We start from the raw sequence: 19,338 nt of genomic DNA, 5'->3' as shown, positions 1-19,338 counted from the left end.
TGGTGCGCAAAAGCGCCTGCCCGGTTTACTCTTCCGGGCAGGCACCGCTTGCACTCTTGATGAGCTGGCCGGCCACCGCCTCATAAGAGGTCTGCGTGCACGCGCCGTCATCGGTGTAGCGGCGCATGGTGCGGCCCGTCTGTTTCAGCTTACCCGCCTCATAGACATAGGTGTCCTCGCCCATTTCCGCAGCGCTGGAGCGCCAGGGCGCAAAGACCGTGCGCTCTTCCTCATCGAATTCCGTGTAGCCGAGCTCGTTCAGAAAACCGGCGGAAACGAACCTGCCGCTTTCCGGCGACCAGAGCCAATGGAGATAGGGAATATTGGGACCGGCAGGCAGAAATTCGATGATGCGCATATCGAGATAGCCATCGAAATTCATATCGAGCATTTCAAAGCCGTTCGTCTCCATATCCGGCAAGGCGCGGGAGGCGACGGGATCTATGCTCTGAAACGGCTCCGCCTCTCCCTCACGGGCAATCTCGATCCGGTCAATGAGGAGCGAATAATCCTCGCGCTGCCAGAAAAGAGCGACCTCGACATCGGGCGCACCGGGCCCGATGGAAGCGGTGCAAAGCAGCGGCTCACCGGGCGGGGTCTCATCCAGCGTCCGGCAGATATACTCGACGTCGAATTCGCCTTCTTCGGCGCCGGGGTCCGCCTCTTCGGCCCGCAAGCCGCCAACGCCTACCGGAGAAAAAGTTCCGGCCAGAAAAAACGCCCCCGCCAGCAAAAATGCCCGCGCGCCGCGCGCGCCGAACCAAACCGCGTTCATCCCCATCGCCTCATCCGCCATAAAAAGGGCCGGCGGGATCACGTTCATGTCAGCCCGCCCCGGCCGCCTCATCTGCGCTATATATATCCTTAAGATAAGGCAATGCACCGGTAAAGAGTGCGCCAAGGGGCGGAAGATACGTAATGGCAAGCTGGCTGACGGACGAAATTCTCATAAGGCAGGGGGTTTTCCTCGGCGTCCTTAGCGCCATGCTGCTGCTCGAATGGCTGATCCCGAAACGCCCGTCCAGCCTGCCGAAATGGCGGCGGGACGCGAGCAACCTTTCCATCTCGCTTATCAACTCGCTGGCGCTGCGGTTCCTCTTGCCGCTGCTTGCCGTCGATGCCGCGCTTCTGGCGGAGGAAAAAGGCTGGGGGCTTTTCAATCTGCCGGAAGCCGGAAACCTCATACCGGGGCCTCTCGTCTTTGCGCTCTCGCTTCTGCTGCTCGATCTTGCGATCTACGCCCAGCATGTGGTTTTCCACTTCGTACCGGCGCTCTGGCGGCTGCATGCCATGCATCATGTGGACCGGGATATCGACACGACGACCGGCATCCGCTTCCACCCCCTCGAAATTCTGCTGAGCATGGGCTTCAAGATCGCCCTGGTCTTTCTCCTCGGCATCGGCCCCATTGCGGTCATCGCTTTCGAGGTGATCCTCAACGCCACGGCCATGTTCAACCATGCCAATATCGCCCTTCCCCGCACTGCCGACCGGGTTTTACGGGCCCTTATCGTCACCCCGGACATGCACCGGGTGCATCATTCCGTCATCAGGCGGGAAACCGACAGTAATTTTGGCTTTAACCTCTCGCTTTGGGACCGTCTTTTCGGTACTTATCGTGCCGAGCCGGAAAAAGGGCATCAGGGGATGGAAATCGGCCTCGCAGAGCACCGCGGGCCGGAACCTGCCCGGATCCTCTGGAGCCTTGCCCTGCCCTTCCGGCCGAAATTCTGGAAGACGCGATGAAACGCCTGTGCCTTTTAAGACATGCCAAATCCGACTGGAGCGACACGGCTCTGGACGATGCGGCGCGCCCCTTGAACAAGCGCGGCAAAAAGGCTGCCGATTTCATGGCCGATTTCATCGTCAAACGCGGCTTCAAGCCGGATCAGGTCATGTGCTCCACGGCCAAGCGCGCAAAGGCGACCTGCGAACCGATCGCCGCCAAGCTCGGCCCCTGCGTGAGCTATCACGACGATCTTTATATGGCGATGCCGGAAGAGCTGATCGGCGCCATTCAGCATGCAGGCGATGACACGGACACGCTTCTCCTCATCGCGCATAATCCGGGCCTTGAACTTCTCGCCGCCTTGCTGGCCGGACATCCGGACGATGCAAGCAAGTTCGAGCATTTCCCGACCGGCGCCTTCGTCGTTTTCGATTTCGACATCGATAGCTGGCGCGCCATCACACCGGGCACGGGCGAGCTTGTTTTCTACGGCAAGCCGCGCGAGCTGATGGCGGATGAAACCGAAGACTGATTTTCCCGCTTAAACTGATTTAGAAGAAGACCGGCGCATTATGGGCGCGGGCGAGCGCTTCGAGCGCGCCGCTGGCGCGCATCTTCTGAAGGCTTTCATCGATCTTTGCGGCAAGGGCGCGGTGCCGGGCGGGCATCGCAAAGCCGATGCCGGCGCCGAAATAATCCGGGTTGCTGTAAAGCGGACCCATGGGTTCACAGCAGGCAGATTCTGAAAGCCGGCTTTCGAGCGCGCGCGCATCGGCAAAAATGTAATCCGCCTTCCCGCGCGTGAGCGCTGCCCAGGCCTCAGCAAAGCTCGGCGCTCCCTCCGCCTTCGCAAGCGGGAAGCGGGCCTTGAGGAAGGCTTCATGAAGCGAGCCTTCTTCCACCAGCACTTTTTTATCCCGCAAGGGCGGCAATGTACCGGTTTCCCGCTCGGCTTCGGGCAAGGCGCTGCTACGGGCGGCAAAACGGCCGGGCGTTGCATAATAAGGCGCGGAATAAACCACCCCCTCTTCCGCCTCATGAGGAATGCGCAGCGAGGCAGCAATAAGATCGTATTTGCCGTCTCTCAGGCCGGGCAGCAATTCGCCCCAGGGCGCGGTCACGAAAGTGCAATCCAGCGCAAGCCGGCCGCAAAGCGTCCGGACAAGCTCAATTTCCATACCCTTCGGCGCGCCGTCCTCGCCGGTAAAATTGAAAGGCGGAAAAGCGCCTTCCGTTGCGATGATGAGTTTTTGCGGCAGCGTGTTCCCTGCCCCCTCATCTCCTGCCTCATGCGGGCGGGGCGCGGGAAGCGCGACATCTCTCTCACCGCCTTGGCCTGCGCGATGCGCGGCCTCCAGCGCTTCGAGTTCCGCCAGCCTGTCGGCACGCACAAGGCTCCAGCCCGTAATGTCTTCGAGCGGTGTGCCTTCGCTCACAATGGCGGCGGCCGCAGCCAGCACCACAAGGGCAAGGACGTTGATGGTCAAGAGAACACGCATCGCGGGAGAATGCCGGTCCCGGTGCTTAGCGTCCAGCCTTCTGCGTGACCGCGCGTCCCCTTTTGGGCCCGCTGTTACCGACGCGCTTCAACCTCAAGCTGCGCGCGCCCGCCTCCCGTCCTAACTCTTGTATTGCCGCGCCCTCAATTAACTACAACCATTATTTTACAGAAGAACGGAAAGTTCTCTATGAGGAGGGTGGCGGTTGGAGGCAAAGGGGGGAGCGCCCAAAGGGGTGCCAGGGAGAAACAACGAGCGGGGCGCCAACAACGGGCCAAGCACCTGCGCGCCGCGTGACGCTTACCAGCCGGGCGAGCGGCGCCAGCCGCACAGTGCAGAGCGGCGGCCAGGCGGCGCCTATCCCCTTCCGCCCGGCAAAACGCCCCGTCACCGGGAAACTGCCGGGCATGGCCTAGCCGAAACCGCTCAGCCTTTTTCAAACCGGACGCGGCCCCTTTTCGGCCAATCGCTCGTCAAAGCCGGGCATATCAACGAGAGCCAGCTTGAGGCCGCGCTTCTTGCGCAAAAGAAAAGCGGCGCCCGGCTCGGGGAGGTGCTGATCGCAAGCGGCGCCATGCGCGCGCTCGATCTTTACCGCGCGCTCGGCCGTCAGCTCGGCCTGCCTTTCGTCAATCTTCTGGATGAACCGCCGGAGCCTGCGCTCTTGAAAGCAGAAGAGCTCGATTTCTATCTCACCCATCGCTGCCTGCCCTGGCGCATTTTGGATGGGCAGGAAATTTTCGTTGCAAGCGACCCGGCAGCGGCCCGCCGCGCGCTTGATGACGCGCAGCGCCCCGCACTTGTCTTTCTCACCTCGCCGCTCGACATTCTCTGGAGCCTGCAAAAGCGCTTCCGCCATCACCTGACGCACCGCGCCCGTTTCGCGCTTGCCAGGGAAGCGGCCCATCTTTCCGCCCGCAGGCTCATCACGCCGACCCTTAAAGGCGGCACGTTCTGCCTTGCCGCTTTCTGCCTTGCCGCGCTGTTCTTTTTCGGCCCGGCGATGCTCGGCATTTTGAACGTCATTGCGGGCAGCACGTTTCTTGCGCTTTCCGCCTTGCGCGCCTTTTCGCTTTTTTACGGCATCGTGCCGATGAAAGCGCCGCGTGAAGCGCGGCGGGAGGAGGCGCTGCCGGTTTACACCATTCTTGTGCCGCTGTTCCGCGAGGCCGCCATCATTCCCGGCCTCGCGAAAGCTTTACGCGCGCTCGATTATCCGCCGGACAAGCTCGACATCAAATTCGTGCTGGAAGAAGGCGACGGCGAAACGCTTGAGGCGGCGAAGGCCGCGCGGCTGCCCTCCCATGTCGAATTCGTCATCGTGCCGAAATCGAAACCGCTGACGAAACCCAAGGCCTGCAACTATGCGCTGGCCTTTGCGCGCGGAGAATTTCTCGTCGTTTATGATGCCGAAGACGTGCCCGACCCGCGCCAATTGCGCATGGCCCTCGGCGCCTTCGATGAAGGAGGCCCGCGCATGGCATGCGTGCAGGGCCAGCTGATGTTCTACAACGCGCGTGAAAATTGGCTGACGCGCCAATCGGCCATCGAATATGCCGCGCTTTTCGAGCTGCTTCTGCCCGCCCTTGCCCGTTTCGGCCTGCCCTTTCCTCTAGGCGGCACCTCGACGCATTTCCGCACCGCGCTGCTGCGCCGGGCCGGGGCCTGGGACCCTTTCAATGTGACGGAAGATGCCGATCTCGGCCTGCGCCTGCATGAGCTTGGCTACCGCACCGCCGTCATCCCTTCCCTCACCCAGGAAGAGGCGACGCTGACGCCCACCGCTTGGATGCGCCAGCGTACCCGCTGGCTGAAAGGCTGGATGCAGACCTTGCTCGTGCGTCTGCGCGCGCCCTGGCGCACTGCGCGGAACCTGCGTCCCGCCGCTTTCGTTTTTTCCTACGTGGTGCTGGGCGGCTTTGTCCTGGCCGCGCTTCTTCACCCGTTCATCTATCTGATGGCGCTCCACTGGCTGCTCTCCGGCACGGGCAGCATGCTGGCAGCCGACCCTTTCGCGCCGTTCAATTTCTCGGTCTTTGCCACGGGCTACGGCGTCACGCTCGCGGCGAGCGCCATTGCCGCACGCCAGCGCTTCGGGCTGGCCGTGGCGTGCCACATCCTTCTCAGTCCGCTTTACTGGCTGATGATTTCAGCCGCCGCCTACCGCGCGCTCTGGCAGCTCGCCCGCCAGCCCGATTATTGGGAAAAGACCGAACACGGTCTCTCGCGGCTGCGCCCGAAGGAAAAGCCGTAAGAGAAAGAGGCGGAAAAGAAATGCGGGAGAAATGGAGCGGGTGAAGGGAATCGAACCCTCGTCTTAAGCTTGGGAAGCTTCTGCTCTACCATTGAGCTACACCCGCAAGATGGGCCTCTTTTACAGCCCAAAGCCCCTGCGGCTCAAGCAAATTACCACCGGTTCTGCACTTCTTCGGCAAAGCCCGTCAGGCCTTTGACCTCCAGTACTTCGCCGCCGTCCAGCACCGCCTTGCCAGTGAAGCGCCCGAAAACCTGATGCTGCACGGAGCGCAGGATTTTCAGGTCCACATGGGCCGCGCGGTCCATCAGCGGCTCGAAATCCATCTCGAAGCGCCCGTCATCGCTGGAAAAACGCCAGGGCGCGCCGTCATAAGTGCCTTTGGGCATGTGCCAATCGACGCGGGAGAGCTTATGGGCGCGGCCCTTCCAGAACAGCATGTTCTCGCTCGCCGCCGATGTATCGCCGAAGCCGTAGCCGATATTGAACCCGAACGGCGCCCCCGAAACGAGGCCCGAGGCCGAGCCCCAATACCAAGTGTTATCATAGGTCCAGACCCCGCGCCCCCAGTCGAGAAGACCGAAATGACGGGAGGGATCGAAACTGTGGCGCTCGCCGCCCACCACGATCTCGCCTTCGGCGGCCATGCAATTGATCTTCTGATTGTAATAGAAGGCTCTCTTGTTTTCCGGGAAGGGCGTTGCGATCACCATGCGCTCTTCGGGCACATCGCGCAGCAGCACCTCGCCTTTGAGGCCCTTGCCTCCGGCAAATTCCGGAAAATCGACAAGCAGGCGGCGGCCTTTCGGGTCATGGGTAAAAGCGAGGGAAAAGCCTTTGAAGCTCGCCGCCACATCGCCCCGGTCCGCGCTTTCGGGCAGGGCGAGGCGGCCCCGCGTCAGAAACGGGGTGAGCGAATGGGTCCAGTCCCGCTTTTTCTCGAAATCGAGCCAGGAGGCGGATAAAAGCCCCATATAGGCATTATCCGCGAGCGTCAGCGCCAGGGCGTGGGTGTCCGTGGTGATGCAGTAATAATCCCATTCCTTGATGCGGTGCCAGGGCGCCTTGATGGCGGCGCGGTCATAGCGTTTCACCTCGCGCCGCGCGAAACCTGCCTCGCAGAGCCCGCCCTTTGTATCCAAAAGCGGGCCTTCCCCCATTTCGTGCTGCATCCCGTCCCCTTTGCCTAAAAGTTAGTCATCTTGTTTTTCTTGCGCCAGCATAGCCAGGGTCGCAAAGATGTGAAGCAAAGAGCTGCTTTCGAATGTTATAGGTCGTTGCATGAACATGATGCCCGCCCCGCCTGCCAGCGAGAAGAAATTCGCGCATCCCGGTATCACCGCCAAGGGTGAGCGGCGGGCGCAGGTCGCCTTGCGCAAGCTCGATACGCTCTGGTTCAACACGGGCACGCTCTGCAACGTCGCTTGCGAACATTGCTACATTGAATCGAGCCCCAGCAATGACCGGCTCGTCTATCTCACCCATGAAGAGATGTGCGCTTATCTCGATGAGATCGAGCGCGACGGGCTCGGCACGCGGGAAATCGGTTTTACCGGCGGTGAGCCTTTCATGAACCCGGACATGCCGGCCATGCTGGAAACGGCGCTTGCCCGCGGCTTCGAGGTGCTGGTGCTGACCAATGCCATGCAGCCCATGATGCGCCCGAAGATCCGCGAAAAGCTGCTGGCCATCCAAAAGGCCTATGGCGGGAAGCTGACCATGCGCGTCAGCCTCGATCATTATTCGGAAAAACTTCACGATGAGGAGCGCGGCCCCGGCGCTTTTGCAAAAGGCATCGAAGGGCTTTCCTGGCTTTCGGAGAACGGCTTCATCATCAATGTGGCGGGCCGCACGCTCTGGCATGAAGAAGAAAAAGACGTGAGGGACGGCTTCGCCGCGCTCTTTGCCCGCGAGACTATCGCCATCGATGCCCATGATCCGGCGGGCCTCGTGCTTTTTCCGGAAATGGATGAAGAGGCCGATGTGCCGGAAATCACCACCGCCTGCTGGGGCATCCTCAATGTCGATCCTGCCGACATGATGTGCGCCTCCTCGCGTATGGTGGTAAAACGCAAAGGCGCGGAAAAGCCGGCCGTTCTTGCCTGCACGCTGCTTGCCTATGATGAGCGCTTCGAGCTTGGCACGACGCTGAAAGAAGCCTCCTCGAGCGTGCCGCTCAACCACCCGCACTGCGCGCGTTTCTGCGTCTTAGGCGGCGGTTCCTGCTCGGGTTAACAAATTATTGATACATCTTGATCCGTATCAAATACACCCGCCCTCCTTCCTTCTAGGTTCTCTGTGCACGCATCAATGGCGCTGAAGCCTTGGCCTCAGTTTGCCGCTCAACCTGCATGGAGGAAATTATGAGAAAGATTTACGCATTGGCCCTCGGCGCCAGCATGGCCTTTTCCGCCCCGGCTTTCGCCGAGGTTTATCTGCCCGGTCACGAAGTTGCCAATATCGTTGTCGGCAACACGATCGAAGGTCAGTACCGGGAATGTGGCGCAGCCCGTAAGGACTTCATGGAGTTCTATGCGCCCGACGGCAAAATTCAGGGCAAGGAACGCGCCTGCAACCAGGCCGGCAACTGGTCGAAATATACCGGCAGCTGGTCGGTGAAAGACGGCAAGTTCTGCGTTCAGCTCGGCCTGTCCGACCGTGAGGACGGATGCTTCGATTATGAAGCCGATTCCGAAGGCACGCTGCGGCGGTTGAACGAGCCGGGTGTCGGCAACACGAACTTCAAAATCTATGACGGCAACCCGGAAAATCTCTAAACCCGGCACGCTGCAAATTGTTGAGTGGCGAAGGCTCGCACCAGCGGGCCTTTTCGCTTTTCTGCTTCAGCTTAGAAGAAAAATTTCCAGACAAGTGGCAATAAAAGCGCCGTCAAAATGCCGTTCAGCGTCATGGCGACACCGGAAAACGTGCCCATGAGCGGGCTCACCTGAAAGGCACGCGCCGTGCCGATGCCGTGCGCGGCAACGCCAAGGCCAAGACCGCGCGCCCGTTCGTCCCTGACACCCAAAGCCGTAAGTAAAGGCCCGCCAAGCGCCGCGCCGATAATCCCCGCCGCGATCACGAAGCCTGCAGTCAGCACCGGCAAGGCGCCGATTTCTTCCGACACGCCCATGGCAATCGGCGTCGTGATGGATTTTGCCGACATGGAAAGAACCGTCGCCTTATCCGCCCCGAGCAGAAAGGCAATACCGGCGCCGCTTATAATCGCGGTGAGCGAGCCGGCAGAGAGCGCGATCAAGAGCGGCCCCATGACATGGCGCACCCGCTGAATGTTGCGGAAGAAGGGAACGGCAAGGGCCACCGTTGCCGGGCCGAGAAAGAAAAGCAGCACTTGCCCGCCAAGATCATAAGAGGTGAAGGGCGTCTCGCTGAGCGCCAGATACGCAATAATGGGCGCAGAGGCGACCAGCACCGGATTGGCAAGGGGCGAGCCGCCGAGCTTCTGCTGCAAACGCAATGCGCCCCAGTAAAGCACGAGCGTGATGCCGAGCCAGAAGAAAAGCTGATAGCCCATGAGCCAGCTTTCGATCCTCATTCGCTCTCCCCCCGCCTTTTGAGAGCCCAAGAGAAAACCACCGCCGTGACGGCGAGGCCCAAAAGCGTGCTCAAAAAGAGCGCGGCGAGAATGGGCCAAAGATCGCGCGCCACGAGCCCCGCATAAGCCATGAGCCCGACACCGGCGGGCACGAAAAAGAGATTGAGATGGCGCAACAGAAAGGCCGAAACATCTTCCAGCGATTGGGGAACGTGACGGGCAAGGAAAAGCGCGCCCAACAGCAGCAGGAGCCCCATCACCGCGCCGGGCACGCCGATGCCCGCCCAGGCGGCAAGCTGGCTGCCTGCCACAAGGCAGAGGCAGAGGCCGGCAAAAGCCACCGCGCGCGGCAAGAAACTGAGAGGATCGCCGCCCACGGGATCAGGACTTGAAATGTTTGGAGAGCTTGAGGCCCTGGCGCTGATAATTCGAGCCGATGCCCGTGCCGTAAAGCGCCGTGGGCTTGCCCGTCAGCCGCTCATAGACGAGCCGGCCGATGATCTGCCCGTCTTCGAGGATGAACGGCACTTCATGGCTGCGTACTTCCAGCACCGCGCGCGAGCCCGTGCCGCCCGCCTCACCCGCGCCGAAACCGGGATCGAAGAAACCTGCATAATGAACGCGGAACTCCCCGACGAGCGGATTGTAAGGCACCATCTCGGCGGCATGGGTGGCGGGCACATGAACGGCTTCACGGGACGCCAGGATATAAAATTCATCCGGATCGAGAATAATCCGCTTTGCCCCGCGCACATAAACAGGGTCCCAGAAATCCAGCACCTCGTAAGCGCCGGGCCGGTCCACATCGATCACGGCGGAGTGGCGCTTGGCGCGGTAACCGACAAGGCCTGTTTCCGCATCACCCGAGAGATCGACGGTCAGGCCGAGCCCGCCATCGATATTCGGTTCGCCCCCATCCACGAGCTTGTGCTGCTCATGCAGATGGCGCAGCTCCGTGTCGGAATGGCGCGCCTCGCCCCGGCGGAAACGGATTTGCGAAAGCCGCGAGCCCTGGCGCACGAGAATGGGAAAGGTGCGCGGGCTGACTTCGAGATAAAGATGGCCTTTATAGCCCGCTTCGACCTGATCGAACTCGGTGCCGAAATCCGTAATGACACGGGTGAAGATATCGAGCCGGCCGGTCGAGCTTTTCGGATTGGCGGCAGCGCCCGTGCGCTCGGAAAGGGCAAGCGCTTCGAGAAGCGGAACGAGATAGACGCAGCCCGTCTCCAGCACCGCACCTTCGGAAAGGTCGATCTTGTGGAGCGCGAATTCCTCCACCTTGTCCATCACCGCGCTCCCCTCGCCGGGCAGGAAGCTCGCCCGCAAGCGGTAGGCGACGGGGCCGAGACGCAGATCGAGGCTTGCCGGCTGCACCTGCGCCTCCTCGATTTCCTTGCCCGCCCAGATTTCCTTTTCGCGGATCAGCGCGCGGATGGCATGGGCAGGCAGAATGCCCGTCGCATGGGTCGCATCGCCGCGCACTTCCTTAGGAGACGCACCGTCATGATCGGGGAAAAGGTCGCTGGCTGATTTCGTCATGCCCCCCTTATAAAAGGGCAAGAGGGCGGCTCCAAGCAAAACCGCCAGAAACGGCACCCCCCTCACGGCCTCTTTTCTTGACGCGGGGGGCCAAAAAGCGTATCACCCTTGCCATTCCCGTGGTGATTTGAGCCGACCGGCTTGCGGCCACGTTAAAGAAACCGCTAAAAAGGTCGGAGGATGCATCCCCGGCCAAAGGTCGGGGTTTTTTATTTGAGGCATCGTCCGATGAGCGCGAAACAAGGCAGCGACACTCCCAAAACACCTTCCGCCAACTGGCGCCCCCGCACCAAAGCGGTGCATGGCGGCACCGCCCGCAGCCCCTTCGGGGAGACGAGCGAGGCAATGTTCCTGACCTCCGGCTATGTCTATGACAGCGCTGAAGCCGCCGAAGCCCGTTTCAAGGGCGAAGAGCCGGGTTTCATTTATTCGCGCTTTGCCAACCCGACCGTGCGCATGTTCGAAGAACGGATGATTGCGCTGGAAGGCGCGCCCGACGGACGGACCATCGATGCGCGCGCCACGGCAACGGGCATGGCGGCGGTGACGGCTGCCATGCTCTGCCAGCTTTCGGCGGGCGATCATGTGGTGGCGGCCAAGGCGCTTTTCGGCTCCTGCCGCTATATCGTGGAAGATCTTCTGCCGCGCTTCGGCATCACCTCGACGCTGATCGAGGGCACGGATCTGGCGCAGTGGAAAGCGGCGGTGCAGCCCAATACGAAAGTCTTTTTCCTCGAAACGCCGTCCAACCCGACGCTGGAGATTATCGACCTTCAGGCCGTCGCCGATATCGCCCATGAGGCGGGCGCGCGGCTCGTGGTGGATAATGTCTTCGCTACCCCCGTGCTGCAGCGGCCGTTCGAATTCGGCGCCGATACCACCGTCTATTCGGCCACCAAACATATCGATGGGCAGGGGCGCTGCCTCGGCGGCGTCGTGCTCGCCGATGAGGACTTCATTGCCGACCACTTGGGGAATTTCCTGCGCCAGACGGGCCCGGCGCTCAGCCCCTTCAATGCCTGGGTGATGCTGAAAAGCCTGGAAACGCTGGACCTGCGCGTCAACGCCCATGCGGCAAACGGGGAGGCGGTCGCCCGCTTCCTCGACGCCCATCCCAAGGTGCAAAAGGCGCTCTATCCCACCCTCGACAGCCACCCGCAGGCCGCTCTTGCGCGCCGGCAGATGGCAGCCGGCGGCAATATCGTCGCGTTCGAGGTAAAGGGCGGCAAGGAGGCGGCCTTCCGCCTCGCCAATGCGCTGCAAATCATCCTGATTTCCAACAATCTGGGCGATGCCAAGAGCCTCATCACCCATCCGGCGACCACCACCCACCAGCGCCTTTCCGAAGAGGCGCGGGCGGAACTGGGGATCAGCGCGGGCCTGCTGCGGCTTTCTGTCGGCTTGGAGGATTCCCAGGACCTGATAGAAGATCTGGACCGGGCGCTCGCCGCCGTTTAAGCGCGGGAAAGCCACATTTCCGCCCGCCCTGCCCGCTAGATTGGTACTGCGAATCGGGGCAAAGGGCGGACAGCTTTCCTAGCTGCCCGGTAACCTGGAATTAGGGGCATTTTCGTAAACTGCGCGTATCGGCCTTGGCGGATACGCCAGGGCCCCATAGCTGCCAATGGGATTGGGCCATGTTCTCTGCCACCACCCGCGCCATCAGGGTCGAGGTTGAACCGCATTATCTGGACGATCAGTCGGACCCGGATGAGGATTACTATGTCTGGGCCTATACGGTCGTGATCCGCAATGAAGGCGCCGAACCCGTGCAGTTGAAAAGCCGCCACTGGCAGATCACCGATCAGCGCGGCTATACCCATGAAGTGCACGGCGAAGGCGTGGTGGGCGAGCAGCCCGTCATTCCGCCCGGCGAATCTTTCCAGTACACCAGCGGCACCCCGCTCACCACGCCGTCCGGCATCATGGTCGGCAATTACGAAATGGCGCTGGACGGGGGCGACAGCTTCGAGGTTGACATTCCCGCCTTCTCGCTCGACTGTCCTCACGCAGTCCGGCTCGTGAACTGAGCGGAAGCGCCACGCGCGCCAAGGTCTGCACCTTTTTCGGAGAAGGTCTCAAAGCCTTCTCTCAGCGGTTGGCCCCCAGCTAGCTCAAGAGGTCAGACCCTAAGGCGTTATGATCGACTTCAGACCCATCATTCTCGTCACGGGCATTTTGCTGACCACGCTGGGCAGCGCCATGCTGATCCCGGCCGCCATCGATGCGGCGGCCGGCAATCCCGACTGGCAGGTTTTCGGCCTTGCCGCCGCGCTCACGCTTTTCACCGGCGTCAGCATGACGCTGATGACCTGGGGCCATGCGAGCGATCTGACCTTAAAAGAAGCCTTTCTGCTCGTGACCTTCATTTGGGTTTTCCTGCCCGGTTTCGGCGCGCTGCCTTTTGCTTTTTCCGAGTTTTCGCTGAGCTATACGGATGCCTTTTTCGAGGCGATGTCGGGCCTGACGACGACTGGGGCAACCGTTGTGGTGGGCCTCGATACAGCCCCGCCCGGCTTTTTGCTCTGGCGCTCGCTGCTGCAATGGCTGGGCGGTCTCGGCATCGTCGTCATGGCAATCGCGCTTTTGCCGATCCTGCAGATCGGCGGCATGCAGATGTTCAAGGTCGAGGCTTTCGACACGGCGGAAAAAGTGCTGCCCAGCGCCGCCCAGCTTGCCGGCTCTCTCACGAGCTTCTATCTCGCGGCCACCGCCGTCTTTGCTTTCTTTCTCTGGCTTGCCGGGCTCAACGCTTTCGATGCGGTCAATCATTCCATGACCTCCATCGCAACAGGCGGCTTTTCGACGAAAGATGCTTCCGTAGGCCATTTCGAAAGCGCGGCGATCGATTATACCGTTGTGGCCGCGATGATCGTCGGCTCCCTGCCCTTCGCGCTTTATCTCCGGGCGCTGCGCGGCGATGCCCGCCCACTCTTGCGGGATTCGCAGGTCCATGTCTTCTTTTACATCGTCGCGACGCTTGCCACCGTTCTCACCGCCTATCAGGTCTTCCAGGGCATCAATGGGCCGCTGCCCGACCAGTTCCGCTACGCGCTTTTCAATTCGATCTCGATCCTGACCGGTACGGGCTACGCCACCCATAATTTTTCCGAATGGGGACCGCTCGCCATTGCGATCTTCTTCGTCATCATGTTTATCGGCGGCTGTTCGGGCTCGACCTCTTGCGGCATGAAGATTTTCCGCTTCCAAATCGTCTTCGCCTCGCTCTTTACCGAAATGCGCCGCATGGTGCATCCGAACGGGGTTTTCGTGCCGCGCTATAATGGCAATCCCATCGGCGACGGCGTCATCGCTTCGGTGATGAGCTTCATGTTTCTCTTCATGCTCGCCTTTTCCGTGATCGCCGTCCTGCTCAATCTTATGGGCCTCGACGTGCTTACCTCGATTTCGGCGGCGGCCACGACCATGGCGAATGTCGGCCCCGGCCTTGGTGACATTATCGGCCCGGCGGGTAATTTCGCCAGCCTGCCCGATGCGGCCAAATGGCTGCTTTCCCTTTCCATGCTCATGGGGCGGCTGGAAGTCTTTACCGTTCTGGTGATTTTCATGCCCTCTTTCTGGCGCGGCTGAGCTGGGGGTAAACTGGTTCTTGCGCCCGCCTGCGCGCCCGCTAGGATGCGCGCAAAGGAGCTCCCCATGCCGCAACGTTTCACCCCGCGCCAGATGATCGACAAGCTGATTTCCTTCGATACGGTCAGCCGTCATTCCAATCTGAAACTGATCGAATTCGTCGAGGATTATCTTGCAGGCTGGGGCGTTGCCTCGCGCCGGGTCATGAACGAAGACGGCACCAAGGCCAATCTCTTTGCCGTTCTGGGACCTGCGGAAAAAGAAGGCGGCATCGTGCTTTCCGGCCACACGGATGTCGTGCCGGTCGACGGGCAGGACTGGTCGAGCGATCCTTTCACCGTCACCGAAAAAGACGGGCGTCTTTACGGGCGCGGCACGAGCGACATGAAGTCCTTCATCGCCATCGCCCTTGCCTTCGTGCCAGAATTCCTGAAACACGAACTCACAGTGCCGCTTTATTTCGCGCTGTCCTATGATGAGGAAGTGGGCTGCCTCGGCGTGCGCTCCATGATCGATGAAATCATCCGCTCCCTGCCCCGGCCCGATATCGTGATCGTCGGCGAGCCCTCGGACATGAAAGTCGTGAACGCGCATAAAAGCATCCATGCCTTCCACACGGTGGTGACGGGCCTCGAGGCGCATTCAAGCGCCATGGACAAAGGCGTCAACGCCATCGTCTATGCCGCCGAGCTGATCGGCTTTCTTGCCCGGATCGGGGAAGAAATGCAGGCCAAGGGCGATGCTTCGGGCCGCTTCGATCCGCCTTATACGAGCATGCAGATCGGCACGGTCAATGGCGGCACGGCGGTCAATATCATTCCGCGTCACTGCGATTTCCGCTGGGAGTTCCGCGCGCTACCTGATCAGGATCCGGAGGAAATTCCGGCCCGCCTTGCAGCGTTTGCCGAAGAAAAACTCCTGCCGCGCATGCGCGCCGTCTTTCCCGGCGCCTCCATCGAAACGAAGGCGCGCAATTTCGTGCCGCCGCTCAAACCGCAAGAAGGCGCACCGGGCGAGGCGCTGGTGCTGCAGCTTGCCGAACGCAACGAGACCGAGGCGGTCTCCTACGGCACGGAAGCTGGGCTCTTCCAGATGGCGGATATTCCCACCGTCATTTGCGGGCCGGGCAGCATTCAGCAGGCACATAAGACGGATGAATTCATCGAGCTTGCGCAAGTCGCCGCCTGCGAGCGCTTCTTCACGCGGCTCGCAGCGCATCTGGCAAGCTGAGGCAAAGCCTAACGCAGGATAATGGGCGCGAAGGTTTGCTCGACATCCGGCGTCAGCCTGTTGTCGAGCTCGCTTGCCACGCGCTCCATGAGCTGGAAATAGGCCATATCGCGCTCATTGAGCGAGGCGCTTTCCAGCACTTCCCGGCGCGCGTCGACCTTCACATCCACCGCGCCGGAACCCTGCCCCGGCAATTGATATTCAAGCCGCGCGGCAAGCACCGCATGAAGACGCGTGTCCACTTCATCCTTGAAAAGATCGGTAAAGCCCGCCGTCACTTCCAGATGCTCCTCGCGCACGGAAGCCTCATCGATGATCAGCGTCGCCTGGCCGCCCGTACCGCCGGCGCGCAGGCGTTCCTCGGCCCAGCGCCGCGCAAGGCTTGCCGGGTTTTGCCGGTGCAATTGTTCGAGCCGGTTTGCGCCGGAGCCCGAACCTGAACGGTCCACCACATCGATGGCAGCGACGTTCAAGGTAATGGGTGTGCGGTGCTGATAGGTTATGTCCACGGGGCTCGCCGGTGGCGGCGCGCTGGTGCAGCCGGCAAGGGCGATGCCCGCGCCCATGAAGATCCCGATTGCAGCTTTCCGGCAGAAAGTCATTCCGCTTTTTCCTTCCCCGCTTTTTTCAGCGCTTCCGGATCGAAATGATAAACCTGCGCGCAGAACTCGCAACGCGTTTCGATCGCCCCATCCACGGTCATTTCGTCGATATCGGCATCGTCGAAGCGCTTGAGCACCTCTTCCATGCGCTCGGCCGAGCAGCGGCACCCGAAGGCCACTTCATGGGGCGGATAAACCCTGACCCCATCTTCGTGATAAAGCCGGAAGAGCAACCGGTCGGGAGTGACTTGCGGGTCCAGCAATTCGTGATCTTCGACCGTGTCGAGCAGCACGGCGGCGTGTTCCCAGTCTTTTTCTTCCTGGGTCAGCGGCTGCTCGGTTTCCTCGTCTTCCTTATGGCCGGTCAGGCCGCCGTCGCGGGCCAGATGCTGGATCATGATGGCCCCGGCCCGCCATTCGGTCTGGCCATGGCCTTCCGCATCCCTGTCGAAAAGCGGGGCCACGGCAAGGCGGATCGAGGTGGCGATCTGTTCGGACTGGGCGAAATAGGCATGCGCGCATTCGGCAAGCCCGCGCGGGTCGAGCTCGACAATGCCCTGATACCGCTCCATGTCCGGACCCTGGTCGATGGTCATGGCAAGATAGCCGCTGCCCACCAGATCCGCGCTTGTCAGGCGCCCCTCCGCAATCGCCGTCTCGAGCGCCTCTTCATCCGTATGGGCATAGCCGCGCAGCTTGCCCGGCGCTTCATAATCGGCAACCAGCATGGAGACAGGCCCGTCCCCCTTCGTCTGCAAGGTCAAACGTCCGTTGAATTTCAGCGCGCTGCCGAGAAGTGCAGCGAGCGTCAGTGCCTCGCCAAGAAGCACAGACACCGGCTCTTTGTAGTTATGGCGGGTCAGCACTTCATTGACGAGCGGGCCGAGGCGCGCGACACGCCCGCGCACGCTCATGCCTTCGATCTGGAAGGGCGTGATAAGATCGTCACCGATATAGGACACGTAAACTCTCGTCCTTAGTTGAGATTTAAGCGAGGCACCAGGCAAGCACGCCCTTTTGCGCATGAAGCCGGTTCTCGGCCACATCGAACACCACCGATTGCGGCCCGTCGATCACCCCTTCGCTAGCCTCCTCGCCGCGGTGCGCGGGCAGGCAATGCATGAAAAGCGCATCTTTGGCCGCAGCCGCCATCAGTCTTTCATTGACCTGATAAGGGGCCAGCAAATTGTGGCGGCGCTCGGCGGTCGCTTCATCGTCGCCCATGGAAACCCAGGTATCGGTGACGACGCAGTCCGCGCCGTCCGCCGCCGCGAAAGGATCGCGCGTCACGCTCACCTTGCCGCCGGCCTTGCGCGCCCAGTCGATCACATGTTCGGGAATGTCGAGCTCGGGCGGGCAGGCCACGCGCAATTCGAAATCGAACTGCACCGCCGCCTGCACCCAGGTCGTTGCGACATTGTTGCCGTCCCCGGACCAGGCCACAACATGCCCGGCGATGGGGCCTTTATGCTCCTCGAAGGTCATGACATCGGCCATAAGCTGGCAGGGGTGGGAATGATCGGTCAGCCCGTTGATCACCGGCACGCTCGCGCATTCGGCCAGCTCTTCCAGCATCTCATGGGCATGGGTGCGGATCATGATCGCATCCACATAGCGCGAGAGCACGCGGGCGGTATCGGCAATCGTCTCGCCCCGGCCGAGCTGCATGTCATTGCCGTTGAGCAGCATGCTTTCCCCGCCGAGCTGGCGCATGGCCACATCGAAGGAGACGCGGGTACGTGTCGACGGTTTTTCGAAAATCATCGCCAGCATCTTACCATCGAGCGGCGCATCCGCATCGCGCGCGCCGTGCGAGAGGCCCTTGCGCTTGCGTTTGCGCGCATGGGCGGCGTCCAGTATCCGGCGCAGGGTTTTCTTGTCGATGGCATCCAGATCGAGAAAATGTCTCGCCGTGTCTTTTACCGGCATGTCGATAACGGGCGCACTGCTCATGCCACGCCCTCCTTTTTGTCTGTGTCACCTGCGCCTGCCGCCTCCAGTTTGGCGCAGGCCCGGTCGATGGCGCCGATCGCTTCGTCGATCTCGGCATCGGTGACGATGAGGGGGGGAATGACGCGCACGACATTGTCGCCCGCGCCGACCGTCAAAAGATGTTCGCCGTAAAGCGCGCCGATGAGATCGCCGTTCGGCACTTTGCATTTCAGGCCGAGCAGCAGTCCTTCTCCGCGCACCCCTTCGATGATGGCGGGATGCTCGTCGGCCAGCATGGCAAGTTTCTGTTTCAGCTTGATGCCGGTCTGGCGGACTTTTTCCAGAAAGCCCTCCTCCAGCACCACATCGAGCACGGCATTGCCGACGGCCATGGCAAGCGGATTGCCGCCATAGGTCGAGCCGTGGCTGCCCGCGATCATGCCCTTGGCCGCTTCTTCCGTGGCAAGGCACGCGCCGAGCGGAAAGCCGCCGCCAATGCCTTTCGCCACACCCATAATGTCGGGCGTAACGCCGGAAGGCTCATGGGCAAAAAGCCAGCCCGTGCGGCCCATGCCGGTCTGCACCTCGTCGAAAATCAAAAGGATGCCCGCCTCATCGCAAATCTTGCGGATGGCGCGCAGCTGCTCATTCGTGAAGGGACGGATACCGCCTTCCCCTTGCACGGGCTCCAGCAGCACACCGGCTGTCTTCTCACCGATCGCCGCTTTTAGCGCGTCCATGTCGCCATGCGGTACTTGCGGAAAGCCTTCGACCTTGGGTCCGAAGCCTTCCAGATGCTTTTTCTGCCCGCCTGCCGCGATGGTCGCGAGCGTGCGGCCATGAAAGGCGCCTTCGAAGGTGATGACCTCATAGCGCTCGGGATGACCGCTCGCCGAATGGTATTTACGCGCCATTTTGATCGCGCATTCCATCGCCTCGGCGCCGGAATTGGTGAAGAAGACGCTGTCGGCGAAAGTTGCCGCCACAAGCCGCTCCGCCAGTTTTTCCTGGCCCGGCACGCGGTAAAGGTTGGAAGTATGCCAGAGCTTGCCCGCCTGCTCGCCAAGCGCGGCGACAAGGCGCGGATGCGCGTGGCCCAGAAGGTTCACGGCGATGCCCGAACCGAAGTCCAGATATCTTTCCCCTTCAGGCGTAAAGAGATAGGGCCCTTCGCCCTTCTCGAACTCGATATTTACCCGCGCATAAGTTGGCAGGACTGGCGTAATCATTTCCCGATGCTCCCGAACAGAATAGAAAAAGCCGCCTTTCCTGGCGGCGTCCGAGAAGCGCTAGAGTATGTTGGAGAAGTCCTGTTCTGTCAATCGTTCTTGGATCGGGTGAGCAGGTATTTTCTCTTTCATCTCAACCACTTACTCGTGCCTTGAGAGGTCCCCGCCTCAAAA

19 protein-coding genes, 1 tRNA gene and 1 riboswitch are annotated in these 19,338 nt (G+C 61.3%); of the genes, 9 read left to right on the top strand and 11 right to left on the bottom strand.

Translation table 11 applies throughout. From position 1 onward, the window contains the following. Positions 1-25: 25 nt before the first annotated feature. Positions 26-823, bottom strand: a complete 798-nt coding sequence (locus tag ACOQOT_RS02555; protein ID WP_420560815.1) for an XAC2610-related protein — start codon at positions 821-823, stop codon at positions 26-28. A gap of 95 nt (positions 824-918) precedes the next feature. Here ACOQOT_RS02555 and ACOQOT_RS02550 point away from each other — a divergent pair, with 95 nt between their 5' ends. Next, positions 919-1,746, top strand: a complete 828-nt coding sequence (locus tag ACOQOT_RS02550) for a sterol desaturase family protein (RefSeq protein WP_420560814.1) — start codon at positions 919-921, stop codon at positions 1,744-1,746. Continuing rightward, complete coding sequence (locus tag ACOQOT_RS02545; RefSeq protein WP_420560813.1) at positions 1,743-2,261, top strand: SixA phosphatase family protein; 519 nt, start codon at positions 1,743-1,745, stop codon at positions 2,259-2,261. Before ACOQOT_RS02550 ends, ACOQOT_RS02545 begins: the two co-directional genes overlap by 4 nt. A gap of 19 nt (positions 2,262-2,280) precedes the next feature. Here the strand turns inward: ACOQOT_RS02545 and ACOQOT_RS02540 are convergent, their stop codons facing one another. Then, positions 2,281-3,228 (bottom strand): transporter substrate-binding domain-containing protein, encoded by a 948-nt coding sequence (locus ACOQOT_RS02540; RefSeq protein ID WP_420560812.1) that lies wholly within the window; start codon positions 3,226-3,228, stop codon positions 2,281-2,283. 235 nt (positions 3,229-3,463) lie between these two features. On the opposite strand from ACOQOT_RS02540, the gene ACOQOT_RS02535 reads away from it, so the two are divergent. Next, the gene (locus ACOQOT_RS02535; protein WP_420560811.1) at positions 3,464-5,482 is read left to right on the top strand and encodes a glycosyltransferase family 2 protein; all 2,019 of its coding nucleotides are present in this window, start codon (positions 3,464-3,466) and stop codon (positions 5,480-5,482) included. 32 nt (positions 5,483-5,514) lie between these two features. On the opposite strand, the gene ACOQOT_RS02530 is transcribed toward ACOQOT_RS02535, so the two are convergent. Together ACOQOT_RS02530 and ACOQOT_RS02525 are read right to left on the bottom strand one after the other, a co-directional pair. Continuing rightward, positions 5,515-5,588 (bottom strand) — tRNA-Gly (locus ACOQOT_RS02530). A gap of 46 nt (positions 5,589-5,634) precedes the next feature. Then, a complete protein-coding gene (locus tag ACOQOT_RS02525) occupies positions 5,635-6,654 on the bottom strand; it encodes a DUF2804 domain-containing protein (protein ID WP_420560810.1) in 1,020 nt (339 codons plus the stop codon). 109 nt (positions 6,655-6,763) lie between these two features. Between ACOQOT_RS02525 and ACOQOT_RS02520 the strand changes: the two genes are divergently transcribed. Both ACOQOT_RS02520 and ACOQOT_RS02515 read left to right on the top strand, forming a co-directional pair. Next, a complete protein-coding gene (locus tag ACOQOT_RS02520; RefSeq protein WP_420560809.1) occupies positions 6,764-7,717 on the top strand; it encodes a radical SAM protein in 954 nt (317 codons plus the stop codon). A 128-nt stretch (positions 7,718-7,845) separates the two neighbouring features. Continuing rightward, positions 7,846-8,259: a hypothetical protein gene (locus tag ACOQOT_RS02515; protein WP_420560808.1), complete on the top strand. Its 414-nt coding sequence runs from the start codon at positions 7,846-7,848 to the stop codon at positions 8,257-8,259. A 71-nt stretch (positions 8,260-8,330) separates the two neighbouring features. Here the strand turns inward: ACOQOT_RS02515 and ACOQOT_RS02510 are convergent, their stop codons facing one another. From ACOQOT_RS02510 to ACOQOT_RS02500, 3 genes are read right to left on the bottom strand one after another with little or no spacing between them, the layout of a single operon-like run. Further along, positions 8,331-9,038 (bottom strand): LrgB family protein, encoded by a 708-nt coding sequence (locus ACOQOT_RS02510; RefSeq protein ID WP_420560807.1) that lies wholly within the window; start codon positions 9,036-9,038, stop codon positions 8,331-8,333. Then, entirely contained in the window at positions 9,035-9,415 is a 381-nt protein-coding gene (locus tag ACOQOT_RS02505) for a CidA/LrgA family protein (protein WP_420560806.1), read from the bottom strand. The genes ACOQOT_RS02510 and ACOQOT_RS02505 overlap by 4 nt, the downstream gene beginning before the upstream one ends. 4 nt (positions 9,416-9,419) lie before the next feature. After that, the gene (locus ACOQOT_RS02500) at positions 9,420-10,580 is read right to left on the bottom strand and encodes a 2'-deoxycytidine 5'-triphosphate deaminase (protein WP_420560805.1); all 1,161 of its coding nucleotides are present in this window, start codon (positions 10,578-10,580) and stop codon (positions 9,420-9,422) included. 109 nt (positions 10,581-10,689) lie between these two features. Further along, a riboswitch (SAM riboswitch) is annotated at positions 10,690-10,769 on the top strand. 39 nt (positions 10,770-10,808) lie between these two features. On the opposite strand from ACOQOT_RS02500, the gene metZ reads away from it, so the two are divergent. From metZ to argE, 4 genes are all read left to right on the top strand, one after another. Then, the gene (metZ, locus tag ACOQOT_RS02495; protein ID WP_420560804.1) at positions 10,809-12,038 is read left to right on the top strand and encodes an O-succinylhomoserine sulfhydrylase; all 1,230 of its coding nucleotides are present in this window, start codon (positions 10,809-10,811) and stop codon (positions 12,036-12,038) included. Positions 12,039-12,217: 179 nt separating this feature from the next. Beyond that, a complete protein-coding gene (gene apaG, locus ACOQOT_RS02490) occupies positions 12,218-12,610 on the top strand; it encodes a Co2+/Mg2+ efflux protein ApaG (RefSeq protein ID WP_420560803.1) in 393 nt (130 codons plus the stop codon). A gap of 109 nt (positions 12,611-12,719) precedes the next feature. Continuing rightward, entirely contained in the window at positions 12,720-14,171 is a 1,452-nt protein-coding gene (locus tag ACOQOT_RS02485) for a TrkH family potassium uptake protein (protein ID WP_420560802.1), read from the top strand. A 66-nt stretch (positions 14,172-14,237) separates the two neighbouring features. Beyond that, entirely contained in the window at positions 14,238-15,401 is a 1,164-nt protein-coding gene (gene argE, locus ACOQOT_RS02480) for an acetylornithine deacetylase (RefSeq protein WP_420560801.1), read from the top strand. A gap of 8 nt (positions 15,402-15,409) precedes the next feature. Here the strand turns inward: argE and ACOQOT_RS02475 are convergent, their stop codons facing one another. From ACOQOT_RS02475 to ACOQOT_RS02460, 4 genes are read right to left on the bottom strand one after another with little or no spacing between them, the layout of a single operon-like run. Further along, on the bottom strand, positions 15,410-16,003 hold the full coding sequence (locus ACOQOT_RS02475; protein WP_420560800.1) for a hypothetical protein: 594 nt from the start codon (positions 16,001-16,003) through the stop codon (positions 15,410-15,412). Next, positions 16,000-16,965 carry an Hsp33 family molecular chaperone gene (locus ACOQOT_RS02470; RefSeq protein ID WP_420560799.1) on the bottom strand — a complete coding sequence of 322 codons (966 nt, stop codon included), beginning with the start codon at positions 16,963-16,965 and terminating at the stop codon, positions 16,000-16,002. The genes ACOQOT_RS02475 and ACOQOT_RS02470 overlap by 4 nt, the downstream gene beginning before the upstream one ends. Before the next feature lie 25 nt (positions 16,966-16,990). Further along, on the bottom strand, positions 16,991-17,956 hold the full coding sequence (argF, locus tag ACOQOT_RS02465) for an ornithine carbamoyltransferase (protein WP_420560798.1): 966 nt from the start codon (positions 17,954-17,956) through the stop codon (positions 16,991-16,993). Further along, positions 17,953-19,164 (bottom strand): aspartate aminotransferase family protein, encoded by a 1,212-nt coding sequence (locus ACOQOT_RS02460; protein ID WP_420560797.1) that lies wholly within the window; start codon positions 19,162-19,164, stop codon positions 17,953-17,955. Before ACOQOT_RS02460 ends, argF begins: the two co-directional genes overlap by 4 nt. Between the last annotated feature and the right edge of the window lie 174 nt (positions 19,165-19,338).

Origin of the sequence: Tepidicaulis sp. (assembly GCF_965222285.1) — a bacterium.
In the GTDB taxonomy this organism is placed as follows: Bacteria; Pseudomonadota; Alphaproteobacteria; order Parvibaculales; family Parvibaculaceae; genus Tepidicaulis.
Note: the sequence above shows the minus strand (reverse complement) of the source record. Positions and strands in the feature narration are given on the sequence as shown.